General features: G+C 72.8%; 13 protein-coding genes. 6 read left to right on the top strand and 7 right to left on the bottom strand.

Going from position 1 to position 16,537, the window contains the following annotated elements:
• Nucleotides 1-108: 108 nt before the first annotated feature.
• Nucleotides 109-1,101: a hypothetical protein gene (locus AB6L24_RS37900; protein ID WP_405663730.1), complete on the bottom strand. Its 993-nt coding sequence runs from the start codon at nt 1,099-1,101 to the stop codon at nt 109-111.
• A gap of 164 nt (nt 1,102-1,265) precedes the next feature.
• Between AB6L24_RS37900 and AB6L24_RS37895 the strand changes: the two genes are divergently transcribed.
• The gene (locus AB6L24_RS37895) at nt 1,266-3,917 is read left to right on the top strand and encodes a valine--tRNA ligase (protein WP_405663728.1); all 2,652 of its coding nucleotides are present in this window, start codon (nt 1,266-1,268) and stop codon (nt 3,915-3,917) included.
• Nucleotides 3,918-3,990: 73 nt separating this feature from the next.
• Here the strand turns inward: AB6L24_RS37895 and AB6L24_RS37890 are convergent, their stop codons facing one another.
• The 5 genes from AB6L24_RS37890 to AB6L24_RS37870 form a co-directional block, all read right to left on the bottom strand.
• Nucleotides 3,991-5,340: a glycosyltransferase family 2 protein gene (locus tag AB6L24_RS37890; protein WP_405663725.1), complete on the bottom strand. Its 1,350-nt coding sequence runs from the start codon at nt 5,338-5,340 to the stop codon at nt 3,991-3,993.
• A 151-nt stretch (nt 5,341-5,491) separates the two neighbouring features.
• Nucleotides 5,492-6,664, bottom strand: a complete 1,173-nt coding sequence (gene wecB, locus AB6L24_RS37885; protein ID WP_405663722.1) for a non-hydrolyzing UDP-N-acetylglucosamine 2-epimerase — start codon at nt 6,662-6,664, stop codon at nt 5,492-5,494.
• A 284-nt stretch (nt 6,665-6,948) separates the two neighbouring features.
• Complete coding sequence (locus tag AB6L24_RS37880) at nt 6,949-7,638, bottom strand: response regulator transcription factor (RefSeq protein ID WP_380855265.1); 690 nt, start codon at nt 7,636-7,638, stop codon at nt 6,949-6,951.
• Nucleotides 7,635-8,783, bottom strand: a complete 1,149-nt coding sequence (locus AB6L24_RS37875) for an ATP-binding protein (protein ID WP_405663720.1) — start codon at nt 8,781-8,783, stop codon at nt 7,635-7,637. Before AB6L24_RS37875 ends, AB6L24_RS37880 begins: the two co-directional genes overlap by 4 nt.
• Nucleotides 8,780-9,418 (bottom strand): hypothetical protein, encoded by a 639-nt coding sequence (locus AB6L24_RS37870; protein WP_405663718.1) that lies wholly within the window; start codon nt 9,416-9,418, stop codon nt 8,780-8,782. Before AB6L24_RS37870 ends, AB6L24_RS37875 begins: the two co-directional genes overlap by 4 nt.
• 193 nt (nt 9,419-9,611) lie before the next feature.
• Between AB6L24_RS37870 and AB6L24_RS37865 the strand changes: the two genes are divergently transcribed.
• Nucleotides 9,612-10,931 carry a sensor histidine kinase gene (locus tag AB6L24_RS37865; protein ID WP_405663715.1) on the top strand — a complete coding sequence of 440 codons (1,320 nt, stop codon included), beginning with the start codon at nt 9,612-9,614 and terminating at the stop codon, nt 10,929-10,931.
• 428 nt (nt 10,932-11,359) lie between these two features.
• Here the strand turns inward: AB6L24_RS37865 and AB6L24_RS37860 are convergent, their stop codons facing one another.
• Complete coding sequence (locus AB6L24_RS37860) at nt 11,360-12,367, bottom strand: rod shape-determining protein (protein WP_380855277.1); 1,008 nt, start codon at nt 12,365-12,367, stop codon at nt 11,360-11,362.
• 166 nt (nt 12,368-12,533) lie between these two features.
• Here AB6L24_RS37860 and AB6L24_RS37855 point away from each other — a divergent pair, with 166 nt between their 5' ends.
• From AB6L24_RS37855 to AB6L24_RS37840, 4 genes are all read left to right on the top strand, one after another.
• Complete coding sequence (locus tag AB6L24_RS37855) at nt 12,534-14,045, top strand: bifunctional folylpolyglutamate synthase/dihydrofolate synthase (protein ID WP_405663712.1); 1,512 nt, start codon at nt 12,534-12,536, stop codon at nt 14,043-14,045.
• A 5-nt stretch (nt 14,046-14,050) separates the two neighbouring features.
• The gene (locus AB6L24_RS37850) at nt 14,051-14,434 is read left to right on the top strand and encodes a DUF4233 domain-containing protein (RefSeq protein ID WP_405663710.1); all 384 of its coding nucleotides are present in this window, start codon (nt 14,051-14,053) and stop codon (nt 14,432-14,434) included.
• Nucleotides 14,435-14,620: 186 nt separating this feature from the next.
• Entirely contained in the window at nt 14,621-15,034 is a 414-nt protein-coding gene (gene ndk / locus AB6L24_RS37845; RefSeq protein WP_405663707.1) for a nucleoside-diphosphate kinase, read from the top strand.
• Nucleotides 15,035-15,417: 383 nt separating this feature from the next.
• Nucleotides 15,418-16,437, top strand: coding sequence for a rod shape-determining protein (locus tag AB6L24_RS37840; protein ID WP_030362602.1), 1,020 nt, complete (start codon nt 15,418-15,420; stop codon nt 16,435-16,437).
• The last annotated feature ends 100 nt before the right edge of the window (nt 16,438-16,537 follow it).

The raw sequence follows: 16,537 nt of genomic DNA, 5'->3' as shown, positions 1-16,537 counted from the left end.
TGTGGGGTTCCCCCTTCGTGATGCGGTGCTGCGCGCACCATCGTGACGGAAGCGGGCCCCGGCCGCGACGGCCGGGGCCCTTGCCGGTGCGCGACGCGCGCCTCGGCGTCAGCGCTTGACGCGGACTTCCTTGCGGAACTTGGCCGTCTTCTCGGCGGCCTCGTCCAGGTCGGCGGCCTTGCCGCCCATGGCGCTCGCCACGTCCGCGGTGACCACGACGCCGATCGTGCTGTTGTCGCCCCAGATGCAGGTCGCCATCGACATCTCCTTCGGCGCCTCCGTGCTGCCGGTCGAGGAGCCCATGGCGTACTTCATCTCCTGGCACTTCATCATCGCGCCGTCGAGGTCGGACGGGTTGTACGACTTCGGGCTGCCGACGATCGTGACCTTGCGGCCGGTGCTGCCGCTGTCGCTCTTCTCGGACTTCTCCTTGGCCGAGGAGAACATCTTGTCGACGACCGCCTCGGGGTCCTCGATGTCGCCGTAGACGCCGTTCAGCTGGAGGATCTTCTGCCCGAGGGGGTTCTCCTGGGTGCCCGCCATGTACTGGGCCTTGACCTCGGTGGGGTTCTTCACCCCGTACTCCTCGGCCTTCGCGATCTCGTCGGACGACATGTCGCTGCCGGAGTCGCTGTCCGGCTTCTTGTTGTAGTCCGAGAGAACCGTCGCGGGCGTGGTCAGCTTGTGCGGGCCGTCGTCCTTGACCGTGCCGGAGTCGCTGTCGCTGCCGCCGAGGACGAAGTAGGCGCCGACGCCGATGGCGGCGACGACCGCGACCGCGCCGATGATCATGCCCGTCTTCTTGCCGCCGCCACCGCCGGGCGGGGGCGGGACCTGGCCGTAGGGGGCCTGGGGCTGCTGCCCGTAGGGGCCGGGCTGCTGGGGCTGGCCGTACGGGGGCTGCTGCGGCGGTACGCCCTGCGGCGGCTGCTGGGGGTAGCCGTAACCGGGCTGCTGGGGCGGCTGCTGGGGGTAGCCATAGCCGGGCTGAGGGGCCTGCTGCGGCTGGCCGTAGGGGCCAGGCTGCTGCGGCTGGCCGCCGTACGGCCCGGGCTGCTGCGGCTGCTGCCCGCCGTACGGGCCCGGCTGGTTGTAGCTCATTACTGGGGTTCCCCTCGAACGCCTGAGCGCGCCCATATTTTCCCGCGCGCTTATGTGTTCCCAACATCCTCACCGACGCGAGGACCCCCGTGGGCCCCGGGGAGCCAACCGTTACTGAAGATTCTGGTTTCGGGACCAGTCTGTGACACCCCTAAACTGGGCGCGTGACCGAGAACGCTCAGCAGCAGCCCCCAGCGACCGTCCCCGAACTCCCGACGCAGTACGCGCCGTCCGAGGTAGAAGGGGCGCTGTACGAGCGCTGGGTGGAGCGCGGTTACTTCGACGCCGACGCGAGCAGCGAGAAGCCCCCGTACACCGTCGTCATCCCGCCGCCGAACGTGACCGGCAGCCTGCACCTGGGCCACGCCTTCGAGCACACCCTCATCGACGCCCTGACCCGCCGCAAGCGCATGCAGGGGTATGAGGTGCTGTGGCAGCCCGGCATGGACCACGCGGGCATCGCCACCCAGAACGTCGTCGAGCGTGAGCTCGGCAAGGAGGGCAAGTCCCGCCACGACCTCGGCCGGGAGGCCTTCGTCGAGCGCGTCTGGAAGTGGAAGGGCGAGTCCGGCGGGCAGATCAGCGGCCAGATGCGCCGCCTCGGCGACGGCGTCGCCTGGTCCCGCGAGCGCTTCACCATGGACGAGGGCCTCTCCAAGGCCGTCCAGACGATCTTCAAGCGGCTCTACGAGGACGAGCTGATCTACCGCGCCGAGCGCATCATCAACTGGTGCCCCCGCTGTCTGACGGCGATCTCCGACATCGAGGTCGAGTACCAGGACGACGACGGCGAGCTCGTCTCGATGACGTACGGCGAGGGCGACGAGACCATCGTCGTCGCCACCACCCGCGCCGAGACGATGCTCGGTGACACCGCCGTCGCCGTGCACCCCGACGACGAGCGGTACCAGCACCTCGTCGGCAAGCTCATCAAGCTCCCGCTCACCGACCGCTCCATCCCGGTCGTCGCCGACACGCACGTCGACCCCGAGTTCGGCACCGGCGCCGTCAAGGTGACGCCCGCCCACGACCCGAACGACTTCGAGATCGGCCAGCGCCACTCCCTGCCGAACATCGCGGTGATGGACGAGCACGCCATCATCACCGTCCCCGGCCCCTTCCAGGGCCTGGACCGCCTTGAGGCCCGCTCCGCCATCGTCGGCGCGCTGCGCGCCGAGGGCCGCATCGTCGCCGAGAAGCGGCCGTACTCCCACTCGGTCGGCCACTGCTCGCGCTGCAAGACCACCGTCGAGCCGCGCCTGTCCATGCAGTGGTGGGTCAAGGTCGGCCCGCTCGCCAAGGCCGCCGGTGACGCGGTCCGCGACGGCCAGGTCAAGATCCACCCGCAGGAGATGGAGAAGCGCTACTTCGACTGGGTCGACAACCTCCACGACTGGTGCATCTCGCGCCAGCTCTGGTGGGGCCACCGCATCCCCGTCTGGTACGGCCCGAACGGCGAGATCGTCTGCGTCGGCCCCGACGAGGAGCCGCCCACCGGCGAGGGCTGGACGCAGGACACGGACGTCCTCGACACCTGGTTCTCGTCCGGCCTGTGGCCGTTCTCCACCCTCGGCTGGCCCGAGAAGACCGACAGCCTCGCGAAGTTCTATCCGAACTCCGTCCTGGTCACCGGCTACGACATCCTCTTCTTCTGGGTCGCCCGGATGATGATGTTCGGCCTGTACGCGATGGACGGCACCCCGCCGTTCCACACCGTCGCCCTGCACGGCATGGTCCGCGACCAGTTCGGCAAGAAGATGTCGAAGTCCTTCGGGAACGCGGTCAACCCGCTGGACTGGATGGACAAGTACGGCTCCGACGCGCTCCGCTTCACCCTGGCCCGCGGCGCCAACCCGGGCGTCGACGTGCCGATCGGCGAGGACTGGGTGCAGGGCTCCCGGAACTTCGCCAACAAGATCTGGAACGCCACGCGCTTCGCGCTGATGAACGGCGCGACGGTCGAGGGCCCGCTGCCCGACGCGTCCGAGATGTCCGCCACCGACCGCTGGATCCTCTCCCGCCTGAACACGGTGGTCGCCGAGGTCGACGCGTTCTACGAGGACTACCAGTTCGCGAAGCTCTCCGACGCCCTCTTCCACTTCGCGTGGGACGAGGTCTTCGACTGGTACGTGGAGCTGTCCAAGACCACGTTCATGGCGGGCGGCCCGGCCGCCGAGGTCAGCAAGCGCGTCCTCGGCGAGGTCCTGGACGTCACGCTGCGCCTCCTGCACCCGGTCGTGCCGTTCGTGACGGAGACGCTGTGGACGACGCTCACCGGCGGCGAGTCCGTGGTCGTCGCCGCGTGGCCCAAGGCTGTGTCTGTTCCTGGTGCTGACGCACCGGGCGGTTTCCGGGACGCGGGCGCCGAGAAGGAGATCCTCTCCCTCCAGGACCTCGTCACCGAGGTCCGCCGGTTCCGCGCCGACCAGGGCCTCCAGCCCGGCCAGAAGGTCCCGGCCCGCCTCACCCTGGACGGCACGCCGTTCGCCCCGCACGAGGCCGCGATCCGCCAGCTCCTCCGCCTCCAGCCCGAGGGCGAGTCCTTCGCGGCGACGGCGACCCTGCCGGTCGCGGGCGCGAGCGTCGCCCTCGACCTGTCCGGCACGATCGACGTGGCGGCGGAGCGCAAGCGCCTCGCCAAGGACCTCGCGGCCGCCGAGAAGGAGAAGGCCCAGGCCACGGCCAAGCTCGGCAACGAGGCGTTCCTCGCCAAGGCGCCGGACAACGTCGTGGACAAGATCCGCGGCCGCCTCGCCAAGGCCGAGGAGGACATCGCGCGCCTCCAGACGCAGCTGGACAACCTCCCGGCCGCGTAAGGCACTTCAGGCAGACACGAGGGCGCCCGGAACCGAACGGTTCCGGGCGCCCTCGTGTCCGTACCCCCGCCGGTCAGGCCTCCGTCGCCACCGGACCCGTGCCCACGGACTCCGCGTTGCGCCGCGTCTTCGCCCAGCCGTTGCGGCCCCGCAGCAGCCGCAGGAACCCGCGCGCCGACACGATGAACACGTGGTACGCGTACAGCCACAGGGCGAGCCCCCACAGCAGGCCGGTGAGGCGGGAGCGGTCCGGGGCGAAGTCCCGGCGGTAGAGCGGGCCCCAGGCCACGAACGGCAGCACCGACAGGGCGCACAGGACCAGGATCAGCGGCCAGTTGCCGAGGAACGCGTCCCGCATCGAGCCGCCCGCGACGACCGCGGCGAGCAGGATCACGCTCAGGATGAGCGTCGCCACGTGCGCGAGGGGCTGCATGAACGTGTACAGAGTCTCCAGGACGCCGCGGCCCGAGTAGTGCCGGGAGCCGACGATGCGGGGCGCGTAGCGCACGCACTGCAGGTTGCCCTGGGCCCAGCGGGTGCGCTGGGTGAGGAAGCGCCGGGCGCGCGGCAGGCCCTCCTGCGAGACGTAGGTGTCGGCGATGTGGGCGACGCGGTAGCCGCCGAGGATCATGTGCAGGCCCAGCTCGTAGTCCTCCAGGAGCGCGTCGCGCTGCCACGGGCGGCGCTCGGCGGCGGCGATCCGGTCGAGCGCGGTGAGCCGGGTGAACTGGCCGTTGCCGCCGAGCCCCACGGAACCGGTGCGGCCGCGCAGCAACTGCATCCCCGCGTTGGACACCGCGAACTCCATGTCCTGCATCCGCACGAGCAGCCGCGCGAAGACGTTGGCGACCCGCCCGTGCTCCGCCAGCGGACGCCGCTCGGTGACATTGCGCATCCGTACGCTGACCTGCACCCCGCCGGTCTCCGGGTCACCGAAGCCGGTGTCGCCGCTGACCCGCGCGAGCGCGTCGGGGGCGAGGCGCCCGTCGGCGTCGACGACGCACACGACGGCCCGCGAGCGGTCGGCGGCCGCGGGCAGGAAGTCGTTCAGGGCCGCGTACGCCGAGTTGAGGGCCGCGCCCTTGCCGATACGGGCGTCGGGGCGGCGGCGCGAGACCAGGTGGACGTGGCCGTCACCGTCGGCCAGCGCGGTCACGACGGCCGCGGTGGTGTCGTCGCTGTCGTCGTCGACCACCCACACGTGCGCGGCCGGGAAGTCCGTGCGCAGCTGGGTGACGGTCGCGCCGATCACGGTCTCCTCGTCGCGGCACGGCACGAAGAAGTGCCAGTCGAAGGCCGAGGGGTCACCGTCCGGCGTGGGCTTGCGGCGCGTGTAGGCGTGCCGGGCCCCGGCCCAGTAGAGGAGGAAACAGGCGAGGAGGAAGAAGGGCAGGGCGTAGAGGAGGTAGTGGGGGGTGAGCACGGGGTCCTCGGGGGGGTGTTGTGGGGGGCGTACGACGAGGGGCCGATCCGTCCCGGCGAGCGGGGACTCTTGAGCCCGTCCGGCGATTGAGGACGAGGCCCGGAGGGCCGAAGAGGCAGGGGGGAGGGGGCGCAGCCCCCATGGGGAGCGGTCAGGCGGCGACGGAGAGCTGCTGGGGCCGCCGCCCCGAGGCAACCGCGCCGAGGAGGGCCACGATCCGCTGGGAGGCGAGCCCGTCCCCGAACGGCGAGGGCGCGTCCGTCAAGCGCCGCAGGCCGACCTCGCCCTCGGCGAGCCGCCGCCGGACGGCACGGCCGATGCCCCGCCCGGGGCCGACCAGCTCGGCGAAGCCGGACGCCATGGCCTCGGGCCGCTCCGTGGAGCGCCGCACCACGACGAGCGGGCGCCCGAGCACGGTGGTCTCCTCCTGGACACCCCCCGAGTCGGAGACGAGCACGGCCGCGTGCCGGGCGAGCGCGAGGAACTCCCCGTACCCGAGCGGCGGAAGGACAGTGAGCGCGGCCAGCAGGTGCCCGAGCCCGGCGGCCTCCAGACGGGCCTTCGTACGGGGGTGGACGGCGAAGAGCACCGGCAGCTCGGCGGCAAGGTCCGCCAGCTCGCCGAGGATGGCGCGCAGCGCGTCCGGGTCGTCGGTGTTCTCGGGCCGGTGCACGGTGGCGAGGAGATAGCGGTCGGCGGTGACGCCGTGCGCGGCGAGCAGCGCGGCGCGCTCGTCCTCGGCGGGCAGGTGCTCCCGTACGGCCTCGACGACGGTGTTGCCCGTGACGGCGACGCGTCCGGCGGGGACGCCCTCGGCGCGCAGCAGGTCCCGGTTGTCCTCGGTCGCCGCGCACAGCACGTCCGCGAGCTGGTCGATGACGACCCGGTTGTGCTCCTCGGGCATCGCGCGGTCGTGGCTGCGCAGGCCCGCCTCGACGTGCACCAGGGGGATGCCGCGGGAGTTCGCCGCGAGGGCCCCGGCCAGGGAGGCGTTCGTGTCGCCCTGCACCACCACGGCCAGCGGGGGCTCGGCCGCGAACAGCGCGTCGAGCTGGGTGAGGGCGGCGGAGATCTGTACGGCGCGGGGCTTGCCGCCGACGCCTTCGAGGAGGGTCGGCTCGGGCAGGCCCAGCTCTGTCAGGAAGCGGCCCGAGAGGTCGGCGTCGTAGTGCTGGCCCGTGTGGACCAGGTGCGCGGCGGGGCCGAGGAGACGGACCAGGTGGGCGAGCTTGACCAGCTCGGGGCGGGTGCCGAGGACGATGGCCACGGAGCGGTGGGGGAGTGAGGGCGTGGGCAGCTGGGTCACCGGGGCGGCGGGCGTCACGGGGGCTCCTGGCAGGTGCGGGGTGCGGTGCGGACTTTCAGGAGCGTGGGGGGTGTGGGTTGCCGGGGTGGGGTGTCCTCGGTTGCTCCACGGTTGCGAGCCTTCGGCCGAGGCTGGTTCAGGGCTTAGGCCCTGGCCCATGGGTCCCGGGCGGGTGGGACTTATGGCCCTTGGGGCCCTGCCGGGGGCTCCCCGTGCCCGCCCCTTCCCGGCTGTGACAATTTGCGGCTCCGCCGCGCGGGGGCTCCGCCCCGGACCCCGTATCGGCGCTTCGCGCCTCGTCCTCAAGCGCCGGACGGGCTTGAATCCCGGTACCGGTAGCCCAGGCCCCGCACCGACTCCAAGGGGTCCTCGTTGTCCCCGACCGCCAGCTTTCTGCGGAGGCGCAGCACCGCGAACTTCACGCGTTCGCGGCCCGTCGCGTCGGGGTCGTCCCAGACGAGGTCGAGGAGCTGTTCGGTGGTGACGACGCGGCCGCGGTTGCGGACGAGGACTTCGAGGAGGCGGTACTCGATGGCGCTGAGGCGGGTCTCGTGGCCCTGCCAGACGGCCGAACGGCGTTCGGGGACGAGGCGGAGGCCCGCTTCGACGTAGTCGCCGCGCCACTGCTCGGGGTTGCTGCGGCGCAGGAGCGCCTCGACGCGGGCGAGGAGCTCCAGGTGGTCGAAGGGTTTGCACAGGTAGTCGTCGGCGCCGGAGCGCAGGCCGCGGACCCGTTCGGCGGGGCTGGTGCGGCCGGACAGGATGAGGACGGGCAGGTCGGTGAGGTCGCGGGTGCGGTCGAGGACCTCCCAGCCGTCGAGGCCGGGCAGGACCAGGTCGAGGACCATCAGGGCGGGCCGCCGGGCGAAGAGGAGCCGCAGCGCGGCCTGGCCGTCGTCGGCGGTCACGACCTCGTACCCGGCGCGGGTGAACAGGACCCGCAGCGCGAGCCCGAGGTCGGGGTCGTCCTCGACGAGCAGCAGACAGGTCATGCCGGGCCGCTCCCGGGCGGTCCCGCGGCGGGCAGCCGCACCTCGACGGCGGTGCCGTGGCCCTCGGAGCTGTGCAGGGTGACGGTGCCCGCGTGCAGCCGTACCGCGTCGCGCACGACGCTGAGGCCGAGACCGGTGCCGGGGTAGGGGCCGCGGCGGGCGTTGGGGGCGCGCACGAACTCGGTGAAGACCTCCTCGTGGAACTCCTTGGGGATGCCGATGCCGTCGTCGCGCACGGTGAACTCCCAGCCGGGGGAGTCGGCGGAGTCGTCTTCGGACAGGCGTCCGGTGACGGTGACGGCGCCGCCCGCGGGGGTGAACTTCACGGCGTTGTCGAGCAGCGCGGCGAGGGCCCGCTCCAGCTGGTCGGCGTCGGCGACGAGCGGGGGGCGGGCGGCGGGCAGGTCGAGGCCGACGAAGACGCCGCCGCGGGTGGCCAGGGGGGTGGCGTCGGCGACGAGGCGGGCCAGGAGGGGGCCGGGGTCGAGCGGGGCGTAGGCGGGCGGGGCGGCGCCGGCGGCCTGGGCGTAGCGGTGCAGGAGGCCGTCGGCCATGTCGTGCATGCGCTGGGCGCCGCGCCGGATGGTGTCGACGTACTCGCGTTGGGCGACGGTGAGGGTGCCCGCGGCGGGGTCGGCGAGGAGTTCGCAGAAGGTGAGCACGGTGGCGAGCGGGGTGCGCAGCTCGTGCGAGGTGCGGGCGGCGAACTCGGCGCGGTCGCGGGCCAGTTCGCCGAGGGAGTCGATGTGCCGGTGCAGGTCGTCCTCGTACCGGAGCTGGTCGGTGATGTCCTCGACCAGCCACAGGACGCCGAGGCGGGTGTCGCCCGCGTCGATCGGCTGGCGGCTGCGGCGCAGGGTGCGGCCGTCGGTCAGGCGCAGCTCCGCCTTGCGCACGAACTGGCCGCGCAGCGCGCCCGCCTTCGCGACGTCCACGTCCGGGAGCTGGTGCGCCATCGCCTCGGCGATGGGCTCCGCCGACGCGCCCGTCGACAGGTCGACGCCCTCGATCCCGCACACCGTCGCGAACTGCGGATTGGCCGCGACGACCCGGCCGTCCTCGCCGACGAGCAGCGCGCCGAGCGGGATCGCGCGCAGCACCGCGTCGCTGTACGGGGCGTGCAGGCCGCGCGGCTCAGCCGTCATGCGGCGGGCTCGGCCACCGGCAGCCCCACCGGTGCCGGGCCCGGTCCGGGCGCGAGGCCGAGGCGCTCCAGCTCGGCGTCCGCGAGCGCGTCGAGCACGCGCGGGTCGGCGCTGCGCCAGCCCTCGGCGAGGCTGCCGGGGGTGGCGTCCGCGAGGCCGGGGGTGTCCGCGAGGGCGGCGGCGGTCGCGGCCACCTCGTCCAGGGGGCGGAGCAGGGAGCGCAGGGCGAGGAGTTCGCGGCCGTCGTCGGACTCGGCGAGGTCCCGGGCGGCGGCGGCCTGCCGGACCCAGCGCAGGCGGCGCGGCAGCCAGCGGGCGAGGACCAGGCCGACCGGCACCAGGAGCAGGGCGACCGCGCTCACCACGAGCCCGGCGCGCATCGTCACCGGGTCGATGTCGTCGACGACGCCCACCACGGAGCGCAGCGCGGCGCCGACGTCGTCGCCGACGAGGGGCAGGCGTGCGGCGGGCGAGCCGGAGGAGGCGACGCCCGAGTCCGGCCCCGGGCGGGTGAGCAGGACGGCGAGGCGGTACGCGACGACCGCGGCGGCGGTCCAGGCCGCGGTCCACAGCAGGACCGCGGCGTCACCGGCGAGCTGGCGGGTCCGTCGACCCGGATTCTGGGCATACCACATGGTCCGATTGGAACTCCGGTACGCGCGGCGGCGCGTCAGCCGCGCCGTGGGTACACCCGAATCGCCGGGTGCCCCGGGCCTCTGTCCGGTGGTCCGATGGCCCGTGGCGGCGGTGCGGGGCGTGCCGCCGGGGGACATCAAGGCCAAAAGTCCGATGTGTCGCGGACGAGAGTCCAGGGATGATGGAAGGGCTATGTACGACCTGCCCGCCGCCGAGGCGCTACGCAAGGCGGCGGCCGCGGCCCGTCGCCTCGCTCGGCGTTGCGCCCGCGAACCGCGGGCTCTGGACGTGCTCACCGCCCTCGCCTGCCTCGCCCTGATGGCCCTCGACGTCCCGGGCCTCGCGGCCGAGGACAACTCCCTCAACGGCGTCATGGCGGCCGTCGTCCTCGCGGCGGGCGCGTCGTCGCTGCTGCTGCGGAGGGTCACGCCCTGGGTGCCCTTCCTCGTCGCGCTGGTGCTGCTCGGGTGGCTGCACGAGCTGACGCTCGCGCAGTTCGCGCTCTACTCGCTGGGGCGGTACCGGGGGCGGCTCGCCGGGGCCGTGGGGGTCGTCGGGTACGTCTCGTTCGCGTACGTGATGTTCACGCTGCCCGGTTGGCCGGTGCACCGCGGGGACACCCTCAGCGAATTCCTCAGCCTGGTCGTGCCGATCGGGGCGCTCGCGGCGGGCGTCGGGGTCGCCGCCAACCGGCAGGACCTGGTGCGGGAGCTCCAGGCGCAGCGGGCCGCGACGCAGGCCCTCGAAGCCGTCCAGCAGGAGCGGCTGCGGATCGCGCGGGACGTCCACGACTTCGTCGGGCGCGAGCTGACGCTCCTGAGCGTGCGCTCGCAGGTCCTCGGCCGGCGGGCCGGGGCGACGCCGTACGCGGCCGGGTTCGACGAGCTGTCGGAGACCGCGCGGTCGGCGCACCGGATGCTCAACGAGATCATCGTCCAGCGCGGCGTGGACGGGGCGCCGACGCCCGGCCTGGAGGCCCTGCCCGAGCTCGCCGCCGCGAGCGGGCGCGCGGGCAGTCCCGTGGAGCTGCTCGTCGACGGCGCCGCGTACCGGCTCTCGCCGCTGCGGCAGGCCGCGGTGCACCGGGTGGTGCAGGAGTGCCTCACGAACGCGGCGAAGCATGCGCCCGGGGAGGTGGTCGAGGTGCGGGTGCGGGTGGCCGGGGGCCGCCTTCGGGTGGGGGTGCGCAACGCCTTGCCGGCGGGGGTGGGTGGGGTGGCCGGGTCGGCCGGATCAGCTGGGTCCGCCGGGTCTGTCGGGGCCTCGCCGGGGGCCGGGCGTGGGGATGCCGGGCTTTCGGGTGGTGGGTTCTCGGGGGCCTCGGGTGCCGGGATTTCTGGTGCCGGTGTCGGCGTCGGTGTCGGTGCCGCGGGGGTTGCGCCCGTGTCGGCCGGGATCGGGACCGTCGGGATGGCGGAGCGGGTCCGTGCGGTGGGTGGGACGTTCACTGCGGGGCCTCGTGCGGGTGCGTACGTGGTGGAGGCCGACCTCCCCACCGGCGACCTCGGCTGAGCCCCGTCCGGGGTGGCCCCCGAATCGGCGCTCCGCGCCTCGTCCTCAAGCGCCGGACGGGCTCTCTCCCACCCGCCCGCCCGGACTCGCACCGGCCTGCCCGAAAGCCCGGCACCCTCAGCCCCGCAGGGGGCACCCCCGTATCGGCGCTCCGCGCCTCGTCCTCAAGCGCCGGACGGGCTGAAACCTTCGCCCGCCCGGCCTTGGCCTCGCCCACCAACCCTCAGGAGGCCTCACCCACCAGCCCCCAGCAGGCCTCGGACTCGCCCCCCCGGCAGGGGCACCTCCGCCGCGAGCATCTGTGCGCGCAGCGCCGAAAGGGCGGGTGGGTGGGGGAAAGCCCGTCCGGCGATTGAGGACGAGCGCGGAGCGCGATCGGCGGCCACCCCGGCCCACGGGGCACCCCCGTCCCCGCCCCGGCCGGAGGCCTACGCCGCGGACATCACCCGCTCGAGCCCGTCGAAGTCCTCGACACACTTCCCGCAGCCCAGCGCCACGCTGTCCAGGGGATCGTCGGCGACGAAGACGGGGATGCCGGTGGCGGAGGCGAGGCGGAGGTCGAGGCCGGGCAGGAGCGCGCCGCCGCCGGTGAGGACGATGCCGTGCTCCATGACGTCGCCGGACAGCTCCGGCGGGCACTCCTCCAGGGTGGCGCGCACGGCCGCGATGATCGCCTCGACGGGCTCGTCGAGCGCGGCCCGCACCTCCCGCACGGTCAGCTCCACCGTCTTGGGCAGCCCCCCGACCTTCTCCCGCCCCCGCACGGTGAACGTCCGCTCCTCGAAGTCCTCCGCGCCGGGCACGGGCCACGCCGACCCGATGGCGACCTTGACGTCCTCGGCGGTCCGCTCGCCGACGAGGAGCGAGTGCTCCCGGCGTACGTAGTCCGTGATGGCCGTGTCGAGCCGGTCCCCGCCGACCCGCAGGGACTGCGCCGTCACGATCCCGCCGAGGGAGATGACGGCGACCTCGGAGGTGCCCCCGCCGATGTCCACGATCATCGACCCGCGCGGCTCCGCCACCGGCAGGCCCGCCCCGATCGCCGCCGCCATCGGCTCCTCGACGAGGTGCACGGCGCGCGCCCCGGCCCGCTGCGAGGCGTGCACGATGGCGCGCCGCTCGACCTGCGTGACGCCGCTCGGCACGCAGATCACCATGCGCGTACGCGGCCTGCGCCCGGGCACGGCCTTGCGCACGAAGTGCCGGATCATCTCCTCGGCGGCTTCGAAGTCGCTGATCACGCCGTCCTTGAGGGGCCGGATCGCGGTGATGGAGCCCGGGGTGCGCCCGATGGTCTCCTTGGCCTCCGTCCCGACGGCCAGCGCGTGGCGCGCGCCCGCCTTGACGGCGACCACGGACGGCTCGTTGAGCACGATGCCCTGACCGCGTACGTAGAGAAGGGTGTTGGCCGTGCCGAGGTCGATGCCTATGTCCATGATCGCCAAGTTTGCCCGGCGGGAAGGGGACACGGAGGGACCAAGGTCCCGAATCGGACGGGCCGAAGGTCCTGAGGGGCCCGGGCACCCCTGCGGAGCCCGTGCGGAGCCCGTGCGGGACCGGTCCCGACGGCCGCTGTCAGCACTCCTCCGTAGACTGGCGTACGTGAGCGACCTCCCTCCGAACGACAGCCAGCGCGACGACGACGAGTTCGACCGACTCGTCGGGGCCGAGACCGAGCGCGATCCCGACCTCGCCGTCATCGAGGCGGGCAGCCGCACCCTGCGCACCCAGGCGGGCCCGCCCGAGAGCGACGTCCCGGCCCGCCCCGCCGACCCCGAGGTCGACAGGGCCCTGCGCGAGGTCGAGCAGGAGCTCATGGCCCGCTGGCCCGAGACCAAGCTGGACCCGTCCCTGCGGCGCATCGCCCTGCTCATGGACGTCCTCGGCGAGCCCCAGCGGGCGTACCCCTCGATCCACATCACGGGGACGAACGGCAAGACGTCCACGGCCCGCATGATCGAGGCCCTCCTCGGCGCCTTCGAACTGCGCACCGGGCGGTACACATCCCCCCACGTCCAGTCGATCACCGAGCGCATCAGCCTGGACGGCGCCCCCATCAGCGCCGAGCGCTTCATCGAGGCGTACGAGGACATCAAGCCGTACGTGGAGATGGTCGACGCCAAGGAGGAGCACTGGCTCTCCTTCTTCGAGGTCATGACCGGCATGGCGTACGCCGCCTTCGCGGACGCCCCCGTCGACGTCGCCGTCGTCGAGGTCGGCATGGGCGGCACCTGGGACGCGACGAACGTCATCGACGCCTCCGTCGCCGTCGTCACCCCCATCGACCTGGACCACACCGACCGCCTCGGCACCACGGCCGCCGAGATCGCCGTCGAGAAGTCCGGCATCATCAAGCCCGACGCCACGGTCATCATGGCCCAGCAGCCCGTCGAGGCCGCCCAGGTGCTCCTGAAGAAGGCCGTCGAGGTGGACGCGACGGTCGCCCGCGCGGGCCTGGAGTTCGGCGTCGTGAACCGCCAGATCGCCGTCGGCGGCCAGCTGCTCACCCTGCGCGGCCTCGGCGGGGAGTACGAAGAGGTGTTCCTGCCCCTGCACGGCGAGCACCAGGCGCACAACGCCGCGGTGGCCCTCGCCGCCGTGGAGGCGTTCTTCGGCATCGGCGCCCAGCACGCCCGCCCGCTGGACATCGAGACCGTCCGCAAGGCCTTCACCACGGTCTCCTCGCCCGGCCGCCTCGAAGTCGTCCGGCGCTCGCCCACCGTCGTCCTGGACGCCGCGCACAACCCGGCGGGCGCCCGCGCCGCGGCCGGGGCCATCGGCGAGGTCTTCGACTTCAGCCGCCTGATCGGCGTGGTCGGCGTCAGCGACGGCAAGAACGCCCGCGGCATCCTGGAAGCCTTCGAGCCGATCTTCGCCGAGGTCGTCATCACCCAGAACTCCAGCCACCGCGCCCAGGACGTCGACGAGCTCGCCGGGCTCGCCGTCGAGGTCTTCGGCGAGGACCGGGTGCAGGTCGAGCCGCGCCTCCCGGACGCCCTGGAGGCCGCGATCACCCTGGCCGAGGAGGAGGGGGAGTTCGCCGGCGGCGGCGTCCTCGTCACCGGCTCCGTCATCACCGTCGGCGAGGCCCGACTGCTCCTGGGGAGGGGCTGACAGCTGTGCGTACGCTCTGTTCGTCGACGCTGATCGGCGAGTTCTTCGTCATCGGTTTCGCCGGTCTCGTCGCCATGAAGGACCCGGACCTGGAGATGAGCACGGTCTGGACGGTCTGCGGCATCGCCATGGGCCTCTCCGTGCTGCTGTGCGGCATGGTCACCCGGCCCGGTGGTGTCCAGCTCGGCTGGGCGCTGCAGATCGCCCTGATCGCCAGCGGCGTCGTGGTCCCGATGATGTTCTTCATGGGCGCGATGTTCGCCGCCCTGTGGTGGGCGTCCGTGCACTTCGGCCGGAAGATCGACGAGGCCAAGGCCCGGTTCGCGGCGATGGCGGAGGGGGACGGCGCGGAGGCGGCACCGGCGGGCGGGGCGGCGGCGCAGCCGTAGCGGCCGCTGTCGGTGCTGGGTGCTTCACCGATGGTGGCACCCGGGCCGTTCTCCGCGAGAGCGGAGGTGAGCCGCCCGACGCCGTTCGGCGTGGCCTGATCGGTGATCAGGTCCGGGTGCCACTCGCTCGGCGGAGCCTTGTAATCTCGGGTTTCCCGCACCCGCATGCCGCAAGGAGCCGCACCCATGACCCAGCGCACCCTCGTCCTCCTCAAGCCGGACGCCGTCCGCCGCTCGCTGGTCGGCGAGATCGTCGGGCGCATCGAGCGCAAGGCCGACTGGAAGATCACCGCGCTGGAGCTGCGCACCCTCGACCGCGCCACCCTGGAGCAGCACTACGCCGAGCACGTCGGCCGCCCCTTCTACGAGCCGCTCGTCGAGTTCATGCTGTCCGGCCCCGTCGTCGCCCTCGTGGTCGAGGGCGAGCGGGTCATCGAGGGCGTGCGCGCCCTCGCCGGGCCCACCGACCCGATCGCCGCCGCCCCCGGCTCCATCCGCGGCGACTTCGGCGTGATCGTGCGCGAGAACCTGATCCACGCCTCCGACTCCGCGGAGTCCGCCGAGCGCGAGCTGAAGATCTTCTTCCCGGCCGCCGTCTGAGCGGTCGCCGAAGGCGCCGCGCGCGCGGCCGCCGACGGCGTCAGGAATCCCCCGGTACTCCATCAGGATTCCTTGACGCGGCCGTGGACACGCGGCCGACAAAACAGCCCCTGACGGGCCGGGAGCAAGCGAGGGACGGCCGGAGGAATCCGGCCGTCCCTTGGCATATGCGGCCCGATTGGGGGAACCCGTGCCCCTGATGGCACGTCTCCAGAAGCGGGGCGGCTCATCATCTGCTGACAATGGCGCAGACCCTCGCGCCGTGTCCGTGCGGGCGAGACTACGATGGAAGCCTCCACGCCACTCAGCACCCACCTCGCCTACCTAACAAGCCATCACACGCTCCACTAGGGAAGGCCAGACGCATCCTCATGGGGAACAACATGTCGTTCATCGGCCGTGACATGGCTGTCGACCTCGGGACCGCCAACACGCTGGTGTACGTCAGGGGTCGGGGGATCGTGCTCAACGAACCGTCCGTCGTCGCGATCAACACCAACACCGGCGGCATCCTCGCGGTCGGCGCAGAAGCGAAGAAGATGATCGGGCGCACGCCCGGCAACATCGTCGCGGTGCGCCCGCTGAAGGACGGCGTCATCGCCGACTTCGAGATCACCGAGCGGATGCTGCGCTACTTCATCCTGAAGATCCACAAGCGCCGCTATCTGGCCCGCCCGCGCGTCGTGGTCTGTGTGCCCTCCGGCATCACCGGCGTCGAGCGCCGCGCGGTCATCGAGGCCTCCTCGCAGGCCGGCGCCCGCCAGGTGCACATCATCGAGGAGCCCATGGCCGCGGCCATCGGCTCCGGTCTGCCGGTCCACGAGGCCACCGGCAACATGGTGGTCGACATCGGCGGCGGCACCACCGAGGTCGCCGTCATCTCCCTCGGCGGAATCGTCACGGCACAGTCCATCCGGGTGGCCGGCGACGAGCTGGACAACGCGATCATCCAGCACATCAAGAAGGAGTACTCCCTCCTCCTCGGCGAGCGCACCGCCGAGCAGATCAAGATCACCATCGGCTCCGCGTACGACATGGACGCCGACGAGCACACCGAGATCCGCGGCCGCGACCTGGTCTCCGGCCTGCCCAAGACCGTCGTCATCTCCGCCGCCGAGGTCCGCAAGGCCATCGAGGAGCCCGTCAACGCCATCGTCGACGCGGTCAAGACGACCCTCGACAAGTGCCCGCCCGAGCTCTCCGGCGACGTCATGGACCGCGGCATCGTCCTGACCGGCGGCGGCGCCCTGCTCCGCGGCCTCGACGAGCGCCTGCGCCGCGAGACCGGCATGCCCATCCACATCGCCGAGGACCCGCTGGACAGCGTGGCGCTCGGCTCCGGCAAGTGTGTCGAGGAGTTCGAGGCCCTCCAGCAGGTCCTCGACGCCCAGCCGCGCAGATGATGTGACACGACGAGTTCCGCCGTACGAGTGCCTGCCACCTCGTGCGGCGGATCGTTGATATAGACGCAACACTGAGAGAACCCACAATTCCGCGAGCACT

The organism is Streptomyces sp. RK9 (assembly GCF_045070545.1).
GTDB classification, from domain to species: domain Bacteria; phylum Actinomycetota; class Actinomycetes; order Streptomycetales; family Streptomycetaceae; genus Streptomyces; species Streptomyces alboflavus.
This window is presented reverse-complemented; position numbering and strand designations above follow the sequence as displayed.